14 protein-coding genes and 1 pseudogene are annotated in these 15,294 nt (G+C 65.7%); 7 read left to right on the top strand and 8 right to left on the bottom strand.

Annotated features, from left to right (window positions below):
- Window positions 1-39 precede the first annotated feature (39 nt).
- Window positions 40-720 carry an esterase gene (locus ACX9NE_RS17510; protein ID WP_459362952.1) on the top strand — a complete coding sequence of 227 codons (681 nt, stop codon included), beginning with the start codon at window positions 40-42 and terminating at the stop codon, window positions 718-720.
- Window positions 721-778: 58 nt separating this feature from the next.
- Here ACX9NE_RS17510 and ACX9NE_RS17505 read toward each other — a convergent pair whose 3' ends face one another.
- Window positions 779-2,005: an outer membrane protein assembly factor BamB family protein gene (locus ACX9NE_RS17505; RefSeq protein WP_459362951.1), complete on the bottom strand. Its 1,227-nt coding sequence runs from the start codon at window positions 2,003-2,005 to the stop codon at window positions 779-781.
- A 123-nt stretch (window positions 2,006-2,128) separates the two neighbouring features.
- Between ACX9NE_RS17505 and ACX9NE_RS17500 the strand changes: the two genes are divergently transcribed.
- Both ACX9NE_RS17500 and ACX9NE_RS17495 read left to right on the top strand, forming a co-directional pair.
- Window positions 2,129-2,866, top strand: a complete 738-nt coding sequence (locus tag ACX9NE_RS17500) for an acyltransferase (RefSeq protein WP_459362950.1) — start codon at window positions 2,129-2,131, stop codon at window positions 2,864-2,866.
- Window positions 2,867-2,959: 93 nt separating this feature from the next.
- Window positions 2,960-3,595 (top strand): hypothetical protein, encoded by a 636-nt coding sequence (locus ACX9NE_RS17495; RefSeq protein WP_459362949.1) that lies wholly within the window; start codon window positions 2,960-2,962, stop codon window positions 3,593-3,595.
- Between the two features lie 89 nt (window positions 3,596-3,684).
- Here ACX9NE_RS17495 and ACX9NE_RS17490 read toward each other — a convergent pair whose 3' ends face one another.
- From ACX9NE_RS17490 to ACX9NE_RS17475, 4 genes are all read right to left on the bottom strand, one after another.
- On the bottom strand, window positions 3,685-4,230 hold the full coding sequence (locus tag ACX9NE_RS17490; RefSeq protein WP_459362948.1) for an anti-apoptotic protein: 546 nt from the start codon (window positions 4,228-4,230) through the stop codon (window positions 3,685-3,687).
- A gap of 97 nt (window positions 4,231-4,327) precedes the next feature.
- Window positions 4,328-5,662, bottom strand: coding sequence for a cryptochrome/photolyase family protein (locus ACX9NE_RS17485; protein WP_459362947.1), 1,335 nt, complete (start codon window positions 5,660-5,662; stop codon window positions 4,328-4,330).
- Between the two features lie 11 nt (window positions 5,663-5,673).
- Entirely contained in the window at window positions 5,674-6,153 is a 480-nt protein-coding gene (locus ACX9NE_RS17480; protein WP_459362946.1) for a TspO/MBR family protein, read from the bottom strand.
- On the bottom strand, window positions 6,150-8,198 hold the full coding sequence (locus ACX9NE_RS17475; protein ID WP_459362945.1) for an MMPL family transporter: 2,049 nt from the start codon (window positions 8,196-8,198) through the stop codon (window positions 6,150-6,152). The genes ACX9NE_RS17480 and ACX9NE_RS17475 overlap by 4 nt, the downstream gene beginning before the upstream one ends.
- A 96-nt stretch (window positions 8,199-8,294) precedes the next feature.
- On the opposite strand from ACX9NE_RS17475, the gene ACX9NE_RS17470 reads away from it, so the two are divergent.
- On the top strand, window positions 8,295-8,792 hold the full coding sequence (locus tag ACX9NE_RS17470) for a MarR family winged helix-turn-helix transcriptional regulator (RefSeq protein ID WP_459362944.1): 498 nt from the start codon (window positions 8,295-8,297) through the stop codon (window positions 8,790-8,792).
- On the opposite strand, the gene ACX9NE_RS17465 is transcribed toward ACX9NE_RS17470, so the two are convergent.
- Both ACX9NE_RS17465 and ACX9NE_RS17460 read right to left on the bottom strand, forming a co-directional pair.
- Complete coding sequence (locus ACX9NE_RS17465; RefSeq protein ID WP_459362943.1) at window positions 8,759-11,017, bottom strand: MMPL family transporter; 2,259 nt, start codon at window positions 11,015-11,017, stop codon at window positions 8,759-8,761. The genes ACX9NE_RS17470 and ACX9NE_RS17465 overlap by 34 nt on opposite strands.
- Window positions 11,018-11,152: 135 nt before the next feature.
- Window positions 11,153-11,351: pseudogene (locus tag ACX9NE_RS17460) on the bottom strand (hypothetical protein); the annotation flags it as partial.
- Between the two features lie 375 nt (window positions 11,352-11,726).
- On the opposite strand from ACX9NE_RS17460, the gene ACX9NE_RS17455 reads away from it, so the two are divergent.
- The 3 genes from ACX9NE_RS17455 to ACX9NE_RS17445 all read left to right on the top strand — a co-directional run bounded on the left by ACX9NE_RS17455 (window position 11,727) and on the right by ACX9NE_RS17445 (window position 14,735).
- Window positions 11,727-12,323, top strand: coding sequence for an SOUL family heme-binding protein (locus ACX9NE_RS17455; RefSeq protein WP_459362942.1), 597 nt, complete (start codon window positions 11,727-11,729; stop codon window positions 12,321-12,323).
- Between the two features lie 67 nt (window positions 12,324-12,390).
- Window positions 12,391-13,434, top strand: a complete 1,044-nt coding sequence (gene fni / locus ACX9NE_RS17450; protein ID WP_459362941.1) for a type 2 isopentenyl-diphosphate Delta-isomerase — start codon at window positions 12,391-12,393, stop codon at window positions 13,432-13,434.
- An 8-nt stretch (window positions 13,435-13,442) separates the two neighbouring features.
- Window positions 13,443-14,735, top strand: coding sequence for a glycosyltransferase (locus ACX9NE_RS17445; protein WP_459362940.1), 1,293 nt, complete (start codon window positions 13,443-13,445; stop codon window positions 14,733-14,735).
- Here the strand turns inward: ACX9NE_RS17445 and ACX9NE_RS17440 are convergent.
- Complete coding sequence (locus ACX9NE_RS17440; protein WP_459362939.1) at window positions 14,664-15,242, bottom strand: MarR family winged helix-turn-helix transcriptional regulator; 579 nt, start codon at window positions 15,240-15,242, stop codon at window positions 14,664-14,666. The two genes, ACX9NE_RS17445 and ACX9NE_RS17440, sit on opposite strands and share 72 nt — an antisense overlap.
- Between the last annotated feature and the right edge of the window lie 52 nt (window positions 15,243-15,294).

The following is a 15,294-nucleotide window of genomic DNA, read 5'->3' as shown; positions in this document are numbered from 1 at the left end:
ACCTTGGCGTGCAAGGACTTCGTGCAAGGACAGAAACGAATGCGTTATCTGATTGCGGCCGCGATGTTGGCGGCTGCGGCGGTGGTGGGCTGGCCGGCTTATGCCACGCCGCCGTCGTGCGCGGCACTGGGCGGCTCGATGGAGGCGGCTCAGATCTGCCACATCCACCAGTCCGGTGCCACCTACACGCTGGACATGACGTTTCCGGTGGACTACCCGGATCAGCAGGCCCTCACGGACTACATCACCCAGAACCGCGATGGGTTCGTCAACGTCGCGCAGGGCTCCGGACGGCGTGACCAGCCGTATCAGATGGACGCCACCAACGAACAGCGCAGCTCCGGACAGCCTCCCCGCACCCGCAGCGTGGTGCTGAAGTTCTTCCAAGATCTGGGCGGGGCCCGTCCGTCCAACTGGTACAAGGCGTTCAACTACAACCTGGCGACCAAGCAGCCCATCACCTTCGACACGCTCTTCGCGCCCAACACCAACGCAATGGACGCTATCTTCCCGATCGTGCAGCGGGAACTGGAACACCAAACCGGGCTGGGTGTCGCGATCTCGCCGGGCGCCGGTCATGACCCGACCAACTACCAGAACTTCGCCATCACCGACGACGCGCTGATCTTCTACTTCGCTCAGGGCGAGTTGTTGCCGTCGTTCGCGGGCGCCACGCAGGTCCAGGTGCCGCGCAGCTCGCTCCCGCCGCTGGCTGTTTAGCGCCGTCGACGTTCACCGGGCGCCGGCGGCATCGTCAGTGGCGCCCCGGCCGGGCCGCCTAAGCCGGTACGAAACTGTAGACCTGGCCGTCGCTCGTCGTGGCCACCACTTGCCGGTCCTTGCCCACCGAAACACCGAGCGGTGATCCGGTGGCCGCCGGAAGCGGATAGCTGTTGATGGTGTGGCCGTTGCCCGGATCGAACACCAGCAGCGCCATGCCCGCAGTCACGGTGTAGCCGACACCGCCGCCGGCCAGAGACGACGTGGTCAGGGCAGTGATGTCATCGCGTCGCCACGCCATCTCGGCGTGGTCCCCGGCATCACGGAAGGCCGCCAACCGGGCATCGGGGCCGCCGCCGCAGACGATCAGGCCCTGCGGCGTGACCGCCGGTGGCGTCAGCGGCGAAAAACCTTGTGGGACAGACCATTTAACCTTGCCGTCGGCGGCGTGCAGCGCCCACAGCCGTTGGTCGCGGCCGTTGACGTAGACGGTGGACCCGTCGGCGGACAGCACCGGACTGCCGAGCACACCGGAGCCGACGGCGTCGCTGGTCCACTCCCGGGACAGCTGCTCACCGCGGTACTTCAACCCGATAAGACCCGCGGCCGGCGCGCCCGGCTGCCACACGCCGACCACCACCGTCGCGCTGGCCGTCGAGAACGCCGGAGCAGCCGCGACCGGGCAACCCTGGCGTGCGGGCGCGCAGTCGGGCAACCCGCGCGTCGCATCGGCCGGATCGACGCCGTCCACCAGATCCAGCGCCGTGCCCACCACGGCACCGCGGTGGGTGTCGAAAACAAGCAGCTGCCCCAGATGCGTACTCACCAGGAGGTGACCGTCGCCGAGAAAGCGCGGGGTGGTAGGCATCCCGATAACCGGCTCCCGCCACCGCGTCCACTGGGTCGGCGGAAACGAGATGATCGCCCCGGGCTGACCGACGTAGAGGTTGTCGAAGCCGTCGAACAGCGGGCCGCCGAAGCCGCCGCCCTGGACCAGGCGGGTGCACCAACGTTGCCGCCCGTTGCCGATGTCCCACTCCATCAAGGAGCAACCGGCCGGTGTCTGCGCGTTGAGCGCCAGAAAACCGCGGGCACCCAAGGCGGGACCGGCCGCCAGGCTCCCTTTCGCCGAGCGCGTCCATCGCAGGACCAGCTTTCCGGCCCCCGTCGTCTTGGTATAGCTGCTGTTGGCCGCGTCGCCGTACTGCGCCGGCCAGCCCAGCGCAGGCGCCGCGTTCACCCAGGAGTCGGTGTTGCCGCAACCGCCCAGCGCAAGGGTGAGCATGGCCACCAGAACAGCCGTCGGGAGACGTCGCGCGAGCACACGTGAGGGTATCGCGGGTGGCTGACGGGCTGACTCCGCAGCCCAGCGGTCCGCCGCCGGTCGCCGTCGGTAGGCTTGCCGGACATGACGAGCATGTGGGGTGCTCCGCTCCATCGCAGGTGGCGCGGAGGTCGGCTCAGAGACCCGCGCCAGGCGAGATTCCTGACGCTGGCTTCGCTGAAATGGGTGCTGCGCAACAAAGCCTACACACCGTGGTACCTGGTCAGATATTGGCGGCTGCTCAAATTCAAGTTGCAGAATCCGCACATCATCACCCGCGGCATGGTGTTTCTGGGCAAGGGGGTGGAGATCCACTGCACCCCCGAACTCGCGCAGCTGGAAATCGGCCGCTGGGTGCACATCGGGGACAAAAACACCATCCGGGCGCACGAGGGTTCGCTGCGGTTCGGCGACAAGGTGGTACTCGGCCGCGACAACGTCATCAACTGCTATCTCGACATCGAACTCGGGGACTCCGCGCTGATGGCCGACTGGTGTTATGTCTGCGATTTCGACCACCGGATGGACGACATCACGCTGCCGATCAAGGACCAGGGCATCATCAAGTCGCCGGTTCGGATCGGGCCCGACACCTGGATCGGGGTGAAGGTGTCGGTGCTGCGCGGCACGGCCGTCGGAAGGGGCTGCGTGCTGGGGTCGCACGCGGTGGTCCGAGGCATCATCCCGGACTACTCGATCGCGGTCGGGGCACCGGCAAAGGTGGTCAAGAACCGCAAACTGTCCTGGGAGACATCAGCCGCACAGCGCGCCGAACTGGCGGCCGCGCTGGCTGACATCGAACGCAAGAAGGCCGCTCAGTAGCAGGGTTGCAGACCCGCTCACCATGCTGTTCTATCAACCTACCGGGGACCGCGTATCTCGCCTCCTTGCCGTAAGCAAACGATGGGAGCGTGGATGAACAAGCCTACGATCGCGATGGTGGGCGTGGCGGCGGCCATAGCTTTGGGCGCGTTGGTGCCCGCATGCGACGGCAAATCAGACAAGGCGGCTCCGTCATCGGCGACGTCGTCATCAGGCTCAACCAGCGCCGGTTCTTCGACGTCGGCAACGGCGACCTCGGCGACAGGCGCGCCCGCCGACTACACCAACCTCGTGGTTCCGGCCAGCGACATCAGCGCCTTGTCGGGAACCCCCTTCACCGTGGGGCAGCCGGCCACTCCGACCGACGGAACGCCCGGAGCGCAGGGCACATTCAAGAATCCGGCCGGCGACAACATCATCAGCGTCAACATCTTCGTGTTGCCGGACGCCGCGGCCGCGGTCAACGCGATGAATGGCACATTGGGCTCGCTGGACACCACGGTGGTCGGCGGTACGCCGCAACCCGTTTCCGTCGGCAACGGCGGAACGCTGGTGGCGGGGACATCGCCGGACAAGTCCAAAGCGGTGACCGTGCTGTTGTTCACCGAGGGCAAGGCGTCGGTGACCCTGCACTTCGAGAGTCCGCCGGCCGACGTGGTGCCGGTTGATTTCGCCACCGCGGTCGCTCAGGCGCAGGACAGCACCATCAAGAAGAACCTGCCGGCCTAGCGTGTAGTCGTCGGGTCGCGCGACACTGACACCACGCACCCGACACGCCGAAGCGGCTGTACACGGCTTCAATCTCGACGGGCCGAGCCCTACTCGGGGTGGTCGTCGACCTTGAAGTCGAAGTTCACGTCGCCCCCGACCACGTTGGTGACGGTCACGTTGATGCCGTACTTGGAGTTGCCGTCGGTGAGTTGGCAGCGCAGCGTGGCGCCCTCGAAGCCCTTCAGGTTTTCCGGGCAGGTCACGGCATCGGGCCGCTGCCCGACCTGCTGGTACAGCTTGTCGCTGATGATGTGGGCGACCTGGTTCTTGTCGACCGTCTCGACCATGTCGAACTTGACGTCCTTGCCTTCGACGCTGGTGACTTTGACGTTGACGTTGTAGGTCTCGTCCTTCACCTTCATCTCGCAATTCGTTTCCGCGCCCACCTTGGCCGGCAGGTCGTCCGGGCAGCTGACCGAACTGGGTTTGTTGCCGTTGGCATCGGTCATCTTGGTGATGATCTGGCCGGCGACGTCCTTCTTGCTCACCGTCTTGGGTCCCGACGACCCGACCGAGCAGGAACAGGCTCCGGCGCTGGCCATCAGGCCGACGGCCGCACCCGAGACCAGTAGTGTCCGAACGAACCGAGCCATATCGCCTCCCTGGCGTGTGCAGAACCTGAGATGAGTCGGGGAGATAATTGCACGCCACGCGTCATCTGGAAAGCGAACGAGGGAAAAGGTTGATCCTTCAGCCGATGCCCTGGTAGCGGCTCAGTGCCTCGGCACGTTCAGCGGCGTGGTCGACGATAGGAGCGGGATATCCCTCGGGACGTTCACCCGTGCTGAGGTGGACGTCGCCGGCGCCGGCCAGTTCAGGGACCCAACGGCGGATGTAATCGCCCGCGGGATCGAACTTTTCGCCCTGCTTATTGGGATTGAAGACCCGGAAGTAGGGCGCGGCGTCGGTACCGCATCCGGCGCTCCACTGCCACCCGTGCTGGTTGTTGGCCATGTCGCCGTCCACCAGTTGCTCGAGGAACCAGCGGGCACCCCACTGCCACGGCAAATGCAGATCCTTCACCAGAAAGGACGCGACGATCATGCGGACCCGGTTGTGCATGAAGCCGGTTTCCCGCAGCTGGCGCATCCCGGCGTCCACAAACGGATACCCGGTCTGGCCGGCCTTCCATGCCTCGAACCGGCGTTGGGCCTCGGAGTCGGTGTCGGTTTCGATGGCGTCGAAGTCGCGGTTCCAGTTCCACCACACACTGTGCGGCCAGTGATGCAACACCGCGGCATAGAAGTCGCGGAAGGCCAACTCGCGCAAGTACGCTGCGTCGCCCTTGCGTCCCCCGTGCAGGTCCGCGACTATCGTCCGGGGGTGGATGGTGCCGAACTTGAGGTGCGCCGACATCCGGCTGGTGCCCGGCAGATCCGGCCGGTTGCGGTCGTCGGCATAGCGTTCGATTCCGTCGCCGAGGAATCTCGCCCACTGTGCAAGTGCTTCCGCCTCGCCGGCGGCGAGATCGAGCTCGACGCCGGGATCGGGAATCTTGGCCTCTTTGCCGGCGTTCACCTCCGAGGGCCGGAGCCAGCGGGCGGAATCTGCCCCGGTCTGCGCCGGTGCTCGCCAGCCGGTTTCGCGCCACTTGCCGAAGAACGGCGTGAACACCTTGTAGGGCGTGCCGTCGTCCTTCATGACTCGGCCGGGTGAAACCAGGTAGGGCGAGCCGGTGGCCACCAGGGCAACCGGACCCAGCGCCTCGCGCACCTTCTCGTCGCGGCGTCGTCCGAAGGGTGCGAAATCCTCTGAGATGTGCACGGCGGAAGCGTCGATCGCGTTGGCAAGTGCAGGAATTCGCTCCTCCGGACGGCCGCGGGTCACCAGCAGCCGGCCGTCCAGATCGTCGTTGAGCCGCCGCAGTGAGTCACCGAGAAACTGTAGTCGTCGCAGTCCCGACGATGCCTCCAGCCGCGGATCCAGCACGAAACAGGCCAGCACCCGGTCACTCTCGGATGCGGCCGCCAGAGCGGGATGGTCGCGCAAGCGCAGGTCGCGTCGAAACCATAACAATGCCGGCATGTTCGGGTTCCCTAACGGTTGAGGCGCCACAGGTGCGTGGCCAGCACGGTGGCGAAACCGGTCCACAACGGGTAGGGCAGCAGCGCCCATCCCTTGCCAGGGTCGGCGTCGACGGCGCGCCGAACCAGATCGGCGCTACTGGCGGTCAGGACTGCGGCGCCGAGTGCCGACGCGCCCAGCTTGTGATAGCGGAAAAACAGCCAGCTCCAGCCGGCGTTGACAGCCAGGTTGACGCCGAGGGCGGCGGCGTAGCGGCGGGCCTCCTCGTCGCGCCCGTCCTCGTTGAATCGGTCTATGGTGTTGGCCGACGTCACGGCGATGTCGGTGTAGAGACTGGTCCATGCGATCGGGAAGGCGACTTTGGGCGGCTGGTAGCTCGGTTTGCGCAGCCGGTCGTACCAGCCGGGTGTCCGGCCGGGACTTGCGATACTTCCCGAGACGGCGGCGGCTGTGACGGCGAGGGCGGTGCCGGTCAAGGTTGACTTATTCATGTTGTTTCCCTTCGGTTTTTGGGATGGGTCAGAACAGCGGGCCACCAGATGCGGTCGCCGATGAGGGCGAAGAGAGAGGGGATCACCAGGGTGCGTACCACGAAGGTGTCGAGAAGGATGCCCAGGCCCACGATGACACCCAGCTGAGTCATGACGATCAGCGGCAACACGCCGAGCACGCAAAACACCGCGGCCAGAACGATTCCCGCGCTGGTGATGACACCGCCGGTGGCCGACACCGCACGGACCATGCCGTCTTTGGCGCCGTGTTCGGCGGCTTCCTCGCGGGCCCGGGTGACCAGGAAGATGGTGTAGTCGACGCCGAGAGCGGCCAGGAACAGAAAGGCATACAGCGGAGCGATATTGTCCAGTGCCGGAAACCCGAGCACATGCGTGCTTGCCCAGCCGCCGAGGCCGAGTGCGGCCAGCGCGCCCAGGATCGTTGCCGCCAGCAGTGTGGGCGGCGCCAGCGCCGACCGCAGCAGCACGAACAGGACGAGCAGGATCACCGCCAGGATTGCCGGGATCAATAACAGCCGGTCGTGCGCCGCGGCGTCGCGCACGTCGAGCGCCTGTGCGTCCGGCCCGCCCACCAGTGCCTCGCGCGTCACGTTCTGGGTCGAATGCCGCAGAGCCGCAATGGTAGTGAACGCCTGTGGCGATGAAGGAGCGGCGTCGGTCACCACCGACCACTTCGTCAGGCCGCTGGTCGACGTGCCCGACGGGTGTACCGATACGACACCGGGGGTGGTGATGATCGCCTGCTGGACCTGTGGCGCTTTGTCGGTCGGTGCGATCACCTCGGTGGGGTTGGCCAGGCCGGCCGTGAAATGCCGCGCCACGATCTCGTAACCGGTCACCGAGTCGGCCTTGACGCGGAACTGTTCGGTTTGAGTGAGGCCGATGGGGGTGGCGAACAGGCCGGTGGCCAGGGCGCCCAGCAGTACGATGGTGACCGAGGCGACCAGGGCCGGACGCCGCGCCACCGATTCGGCGACGCGCTGCCAGATGCCCAATTCCGGTGCCGCATGGTGTGATTCGTCGGGCCGGGGGATGAACGGCCAGAACAGCCGGCGCCCGAACGCCGCCAGGAGTGGCGGCAACAGCACCAGGACGGACGCCGCGGCCACCACCAGGCCGCAGGCGGCCAGTGCCCCCAGGCTGCGGGTGCTCGGGGTCGACGCGAAGATCAGCGTGAGTAGCGCCAGCACCACGGTGGCGTTGCTAGCCACGATCGCCGGCCCGGACATCCGCACCGCCCTACGCAACGCGTCGCGATGGTCATGGTGGCGCCGAAGTTCCTGCCGGTAGCGCGAAATCAGCAAGAGCGCGTAATTGGTTCCGGCGCCGAATACCAGCACGCTGGTGATGCCGGAGGTGGACCCGTCGAAACTCAGACCGGTCACTGACGCCACCGCTGTCCCCACCGCACTGGCCAACCGGTCGGCGAATCCGATCACCACCAGCGGCACCAGCCACAGCACCGGCGACCGGTAGGTGGCGATCAACAACAGTGCCACCACCGATGCCGTCACCGCGAGAAGCGTGATGTTGGCGTTGCTGAACGCGCCGGCGATGTCAGCGCCGAATGCGGGCCCGCCGGTGACGTGTGCAGTCATCCCCACGGGCAGGCCGTCATTGGCGGCGCGCCGCAGTGCTGCGACTTCATCGCTGAGAGGTAACCCCGACAAGTCGGCGCTGACCGGTACCACGCCGATAGCCGCTTCACCATCGTCAGATACCAGCACCGGCGCCGAAGGCATCCCGCCATGCGCGACCGTCTGCATGCGGTCGCGGGCAGCTGCGCAGGCCTGCATCAGGGTGTCCGCAGGCTCGGCGGAGTCACTGGTCACCACCACGATCAACGGGGCCTGGTCGCCTCCGGGGAACTGTTTGGACAGCTGCTGCACCTTTGCGGAATCGGAATCGGTAGGCACTGACAGGGGTGCCTGCCCCGCCGACGCATTCCCGCCGACGATGACCATGAAACCGGCGCCCAACACAAACACAGTTACTGCGAGCAGCCACGAACGCTGTCTGGTCACGGCTGCGGCGAAACCCTCCCACACACCAACAGCATTTCAGTTAGTGAAATATTAATCAACTGAAATTCGGGTGGAAACCCGATATGCTGCTCATCAGTGCAAACCGACGAGCAGGCCAGCCAACGGGCCACACTTGAATCGCAGATCACGGCCGATCTGCGAGAGTTGTCGTCAGAATCCGACCAGATTGGCCGGATCTTCGCGGTCTCACATGACGTGCGTCCCACCGACTTTCGCGCTCTCCTGCACATCATGGTTGCCGAAACCGCCGGTCAGCCCATGACTTCGGGTGACTTGAGCCAGCGGATGGGGCTTTCGGGCGCCGCGATCACCTACCTCGTCGATCGCCTGATCGAGTCGGGCCACATCCGCCGCGACTCCCACCCCGCCGACCGGCGCAAGGTGATCCTGCGTCACGCCGAGCCCGGCATGAAGACGGCGCGGATGTTCTTCACCCCGCTGGCCGAGCACACCCACGTCGCCATGGAGGAGTTGCCCGACGAAGACCTTGCAGCCGCGCACCGGGTCTTCGCCGCGTTGTTGAGGGCGATGCGGGAGTTTCAGAGCGAACTGGGTCCGACGGACTCCGGATAAGGCTGGGGCGCAGAGCTTTCCGGTGCGGCGTTGAACGTCCTTCGGTGCCAGCGGGCCAGTGGTTTCGGTGCCCACCAGTTGAGCCGGCCGAGGACATGCATGAACGCGGGGACAAGGATCATTCGGATCACCGTGGCGTCCATCAGTATTGCGATCGTCAAGCCGACGGCGAACATGCGCATGAACGACACCCCGGCGGACATCAGGGCAGCGAACGAGATCGACATCAACAATGCCGCCGCCGTCACCACCCGACCGGTGCGGCCGATACCCATCGCCACGCTTTCGTCGTTGTCGGCGGCGTTTTGTGAGGACGCGAGCCAGTATTCACGGATGCGCGACATCAGGAAGACTTCGTAATCCATCGACAGGCCGAAGGCGATGCAGAACATCAGGACGGGGACGTTCACCGCGAGGGTTCCGGTGGCAGTGGTGCCTGCCGCTCCCAGGTGTCCATCCTGGAAGATCCACACCAAGGCACCGAAGGTCGCCGTGAGCGAAAGGATGTTGAGCAGCACCGCCTTGATCGGCAGCACCACGCTGCCGGTCAACAGGAAGAGCAGCACCAGCATGACTGCCGCGATGAAACCGAACACCAGCGGTAAGCGTGAAGTGATGCCGCGCACGCAATCGCGATTCGTCTGCGCCATACCGGTGATCAAGACCCTCTTGTCCGCGGGCAGCGCGACCTGGTGCAGGCGGTCCAACTGGGTTTCCGATGCTTGTGTGTAGAGCGGCGCGGCGCTGTCGACCGTGAGAAAAGCTCTGCCTTCGGCCATTCCGGCCGGGGCCGACGGGGGACCCTTGGGTTCACCCGCGACGAAGGTGCCGGTTGGCGCGGACACCGATGACACGTCTGCCACCCGGGACAGCGCTGCGGCATACGCCTCGAGGTCCGAGCGGGTGAGACCGTTCGTGTCCGGGACCACGATCTTGACTCGCGTCGCAGAGTTCGTGGGAAAGTCGGCGCGTATCCGGTCGTTGGCCACCCGCGCCGGCGATGTGGCCGGCAGTACGCGGTCGTCCGTATATCCCCAATGCACGCCGAGGAACGGCAAGCCCAGCGAGAGCAGCAACACCACCAGCACCAATCCCAACGGGATCGAATGCCGCATAACGACTTTGGCCATGCGGTAGAAGAAATTGCGCTCGACCGGCTGCACGGATGGTTCCGGGCGGCCCAGCATCCGCCTGATCAGGCGCCGCACGTCGAACGCGTCGATACGGCTGCCCAGCAACACCAGCGCCGCCGGTGCCAACGCCACTGCGGCCGCAGCGGCGAATGCCACCACTGCGATCCCGGCATATGCGAAGGACTTCAAGAAGTACATCGGGAAGAACGCCATCCCGAGCAGCGCGAGGGCCACTGTCATCGCCGAGAACAACACCGTTCGCCCGGCGGTGACCATCGTGCGCACCACGGCTTCGGCGGGCGGTGTACCGTCGGTGAGCTCTTCCCGGTACCGGCTGACGATCAGCAGGGTGTAATCGATGGCCAGGGCGAATCCGAGAGCGACGGCAACGTTGAGCGCGAAGATCGAGACGTTGGTCACCAACGCCATTCCGCGTAGCACAGCGAGTGACCCCAGAATCGCGAATCCTCCCACCGCAACCGGGAGTGCCGCGGCCAGCACACCGCCGAAGACCCATACCAGGGCGACGAAACTCAGCGGTATTGCGATGAGTTCCATTCGAATCAGGTCGTTTTCGGTCTGCACATTGATCTGGGCGTAGACCATTGCCGATCCGCCGGCTTGCACGGTGACGCCGTCGCGGTCCCCGACGAAGCGGTCAGACAATGTCTGCGCGTGTTTTGCCGCGGTGTTCTCGTCACCCCTCAATGCCGCGATGATCATCGCGGTTTTCCCGTCGGCGCTGAGCGTGCCGGGGGTGGGTTGCGGCTGCCAGGGCGAGGCGACCTGGGAGACGAAAGGCGATTCGGCCAACTGACGCGTCACGTCGTTGCCGACAAGCTGCGCCGTACCTCCCTTTACGCCGGCCTCCGACTTGATCAGCAGCACCAGCTCCAGGTCGCCTTGATGAAAGGTGTTGGAGAGCATCGCCGAAGCGCGGGCGGATTCCGAAGTGGGGTCCAGGAAACCGCCGCCGGACAAGCTGGCGGCGGCGGGAATGCCGAAGATGGCGGTCGCGATCATCACCAGAAGTGCGCCGGCGATCACCCGTCCCGGTGCGGCGACACAGACTCGCGCTATTCCCGATAGCATGATCCGCCCTCGTGATGACGCTGCGCCGACACCAGCACAACGGTTAAGTTTGTTAAATATTAATCTAATGAAGCGAGCCCCGCCAGCCGAATCCGGTCAGGTGGCCGGAAGGATCGCACCGCGCGAGTTTGCGCCTCATCTGTGGGTAGATACGTGTTGTCCGCTCAGGGCGTTCACCAGCCCGTCGGTGTCTGCGACGGTCACCGTGAGCGCCGAGGGATCCCGCAGGCAGATCACTCACTTGCAACGGTTGGAAATGGATGCACACACCGGCGAGAGCGTTGGTTCCGAACGTCGGTCCGTCATCGACCACGGACAACTGGGGACCGACCGCCGCTGATCGCCCGGCCAGCGGACTTGAAGCCAAATCGGAGCCGATCGGCGGTCCTAGTGAGAAGGGAACTGGCGGCCCCGCTCGTCCCGGGGTGGCACCTCTAGCGAGCCTGACGCCGGGTCGCCAGTGCTTACTTGATCAATTGCAGGGGTTCCGGCAAGGACTCGGCCAACGGGATCGGGGCCGGAAGGATTACCTTAACTCAATTAAAAATTCAGTTACTTAACAAAATGACTTCTGCCGCGTATGCTGAGGTTTCCGGCCCGAGGCTGTCGCCCGGGCGCGGTAGGGCGCCGGTGCGAACCGTCGTACCGGTGTGGTTGTGGGCGCCGAGAAATCGCGACACGATGAAAATCGACCAGGAAAGAGGCGACCGTGCTCAAATCGATTGGTTCAGTGGTGGGGCAGTTCGTCGATGCGGCGGGATCGGTGGTGGGCTACCGCAACGGCACCGAAGAACCCGCTCACAGCACCGAAAAGCTGTCTCGAGACGTCGAGATCCGCCACTACGGTGATCGGATCGCGGCCGAGACGACGGTCGTCGCGGACGAAGAGTCCGCACGCAACGTCGGTTTCCGTCGGATTGCCCGTTACATCTTTGGCGCGAACAACGACCGCGAAAAGGTTGCGATGACGGCGCCGGTTGCGCAAGAATCGCGCGGCGAAGGCGAGTGGGTGATCCAGTTCTTCATGCCGTCCCACAAGACCATGGACACGCTGCCCAAGCCCGACGACGACGACGTCAAACTGGTGAGTGTGCCGCCGGTGACCGTTGCGGTGCACCGGTTCTCCGGTATCCCCACCCGTCGCGCCGTGGAATCGCACACCGAGCACTTGATGAGCACGCTGGGCGAGTTCGGATTCGAAGCCACCGACTCGCCGGCCGCTTGGTTCTACGACCCGCCCTGGACCGTTCCGGCGTTGCGCCGCAACGAAATCGCCGTGCCGGTCAAGCCGAGGGCCGAGGTCTGAAAGTGTGCCCGCCCGCGACGACCGTCAGCGATGCCGCGGTCGCTGCGCCGAGGTGTAGGGTCCGGTGATGTCCGAACGGCGGGAAATGGCTTCCCGCAAGCTCCGCCACATCGACGTCTGCCTGGACGGGGATGTGACCTATCACGGCGTCACGACCGGCCTGGAACGTTATCGGCTGCCATACAACGGGCTGACCCAGACCAGCCTGGCCGATATCGACCTTTCGGTGGACTTCCTCGGGACCCGGTTGCGCGCGCCGATGCTGGTCGGCGCCATGACCGGTGGTGCCGAGCTGGCGGGCACCATCAACCGGAATCTGGCGACTGCCGCTCAACGACTGGGTATCGGGATGATGCTGGGCTCGCAGCGGGTCATGCTCGACAGTGCGCTGGGTGAGCAGGCCGCACCCAGCTTCGCCGTGCGGGATGTGGCACCTGACGTACTGTTGGTGGGAAATATCGGCCTGTCTCAGTTCGTCAAGCAAGCAGTGCCCGAGATCGTCAAAGCGCTGGACCGTGTCGGGGCGAATGTACTTGCGGTGCATACCAATCCGTTGCAAGAGGCAATGCAGCACAATGGCGACACCGATTTCGTGGGCTCGCTGGACAGGCTGCACGACCTGGCCCCGATGCTGGATTACCCCGTGTTGTTGAAGGAGGTGGGTCACGGTATCGGCGCGACCGCGGTAGCCCACTTGTTGCGCTTGACCGGGGAGGCGCCCGTTGCGGCCATCGACGTCGCCGGTGCCGGCGGCACGTCATGGTCGCGTGTCGAGCAGTTGGTTCGCTACGGCGAACTGCGCTATCCCGATCTGGCCGACTGGGGTATACCGACCGCACAGGCGCTGCTCGAGGTGCGTGCGGCCCTTCCGCACATTCCGCTGGTCGCCTCCGGCGGAATCCGCAGCGGCATGGACGCTGCCAAGGCACTCGCGCTGGGCGCCGACGTGGTGGCCGTGGCGCGTCCGCTGTTGCCGGCCGCGATCGAGTCCGCCGATGCCGCGACCCTGTGGCTGCAGGGATTTCTCGACGAGTTGCGCATCTGTCTGCACGGGTGCGGTGCCGCCGATCTGCCCGCACTGCGCACCCTTGGTGCACTACCCATCGGCTAGGTGGACTCGTGGCAGTGATCCTGGCTTACGGTTCACCCGCGTTGGGTCATCTGTTCCCGATGATGGCGATGCTGACGGAGTTGACCACGCGCGGTCACCAGGTTCACCTGCGCACGATGAGCAGCGAGGTCGGCGGTATGCGCGCCCTCGGAGTGCACACCGAGGCGGTCGATCCCCGGATCGAGGCCATCGTGGGGCAGGACTTTCTGGCGCACAACGCTCTAGGTGTGCTCAAACGGTCCATCGATGTACTGTGCCGACGCGCGGTGATCGAGGTAGACGATTTCGCCCGGGCCGTTGCCCAGGTGAGGCCCGAGGCGGTGATCGTCGACGCGAACTGCTGGGGCGCGATTTCGGCGGCCGACGCGGGCGGATTGCCATGGACGGTGTTCTCACCGTTCACCCCCTACCTGCGATCACGATCAGCGCCGCCGTTCGGCCCCGGCCTGCGGCCGCTGTCCGGGCCGGCCGGGCAGATCCGTGACGCGTCGATGCGGCCTTTTGTCAGATATCTCTTCGATCGCCCGGTGCTGCCGAGGATCAACGCTCTTCGTGCCGGCCTGGGCGTCCCGCCCATCGGCTCGGTGGATGAGCTGATGCGCCGGGCGCCGTTGCTGTTGGCGGTCGGCGGGGAGCCGTTCGAATATCCACACCCCGACTGGGCAGATGCCGTGCACTTCATCGGCGCGTGCGTGTTCGAACCGGCTGCGGTGCCGGCACCGGACTGGCTGGACGCCATCGACCAGCCCATCGTGCTAATCAGCACGTCCTCGATCGCCCAGGCCGACGCGAGGCTGGGGGAAGTCGCTCTGCGCGCATTGGCTGATGAACCGGTGCACGTGGTGGCGACCTTCCCGGCCGGTGTTCCCCCGGGCCTGCCGCGGACGCCGAATGCGACGGTGTGTCAGTTCCTGCCGCACGGTGCGGTGCTCGATCGCGCGGTGTGCGTCGTCACCCATGGCGGGATGGGAACCACCGTGAAAGCTCTGGATCGGGGTGTGCCGGTCTGTGTGGTGCCGTTCGCGCGTGATCAGGCCGAGGTGGCACGACGCGTCGAGGTGGCCGGCTGCGGTACGCGGCTTCCTCCGAAGCGGCTCACGCCGGCACGATTGCGGGTCGCCGTCGGCACGGCGATGGCGATGTCTGGTGGAGCGCGTCGGGTGTCGGATGGTTTCGCCGCGACCGGGGGAGTAGCGCGCGGCGCGGAGCTGATCGAGCAGCGGCTGCTGTCAAGGCCTGGACCCGTCCGACCGAGCGGCCCTGCGCCGGGTGGTCGCGGCGCCTCGACCGAATTCCGCTGAGTCGCGAGATTCGCCTGCCGACATTTCGTCCTCGAATGTCGACATCGCGTCGATCATCGCTGTGAACACCCGGTGTGCGGCCAGCAGATCCTGGTCGGGCATGTCGGCCAGCGCGGCCCTGATATGTGCGCCAAGCGGCATGAAGAACGTGTGCGCCAGTGTCATGCCGCGGCTTTCGTAGCGCAGGAGCCACTTTCGGCGGTCTTCGGGATCCGGTTCGCGCCGGATGTGGCCGGCCTCGATCATCCGGTCAACCAGGTAGGTGATGGCCGGCGGCGAGACATCCATGCGTTGCCGCAACTGCGCGAGGGTCAGCGGCGCTCCTGCCGTCTCGGCCACCATGATGTGCAGTAGGGCGTGGAAATCGCTGTTGCTGACATCGTTGACGCGGGCATAGTGGCGGCCAACCCGATCAGATCGGGCAGTGATAGCGCGAATGTCGGCCGACAGCTGCTTCTCCAGCTCCGTCCGCCTCGGCGGCGGCTCACTCGCGCCGCGTTTGGTCACTTACTCGCACCCCTTCATCAACGGTCCAGAGTACGGCGTGCTCGCCCGAATG

The organism is Mycobacterium sp. ML4, from assembly GCF_054515735.1.
The sequence above is the reverse complement of the archived record's forward strand: the minus strand, read 5'-3'. Positions and strand labels throughout refer to the sequence as shown.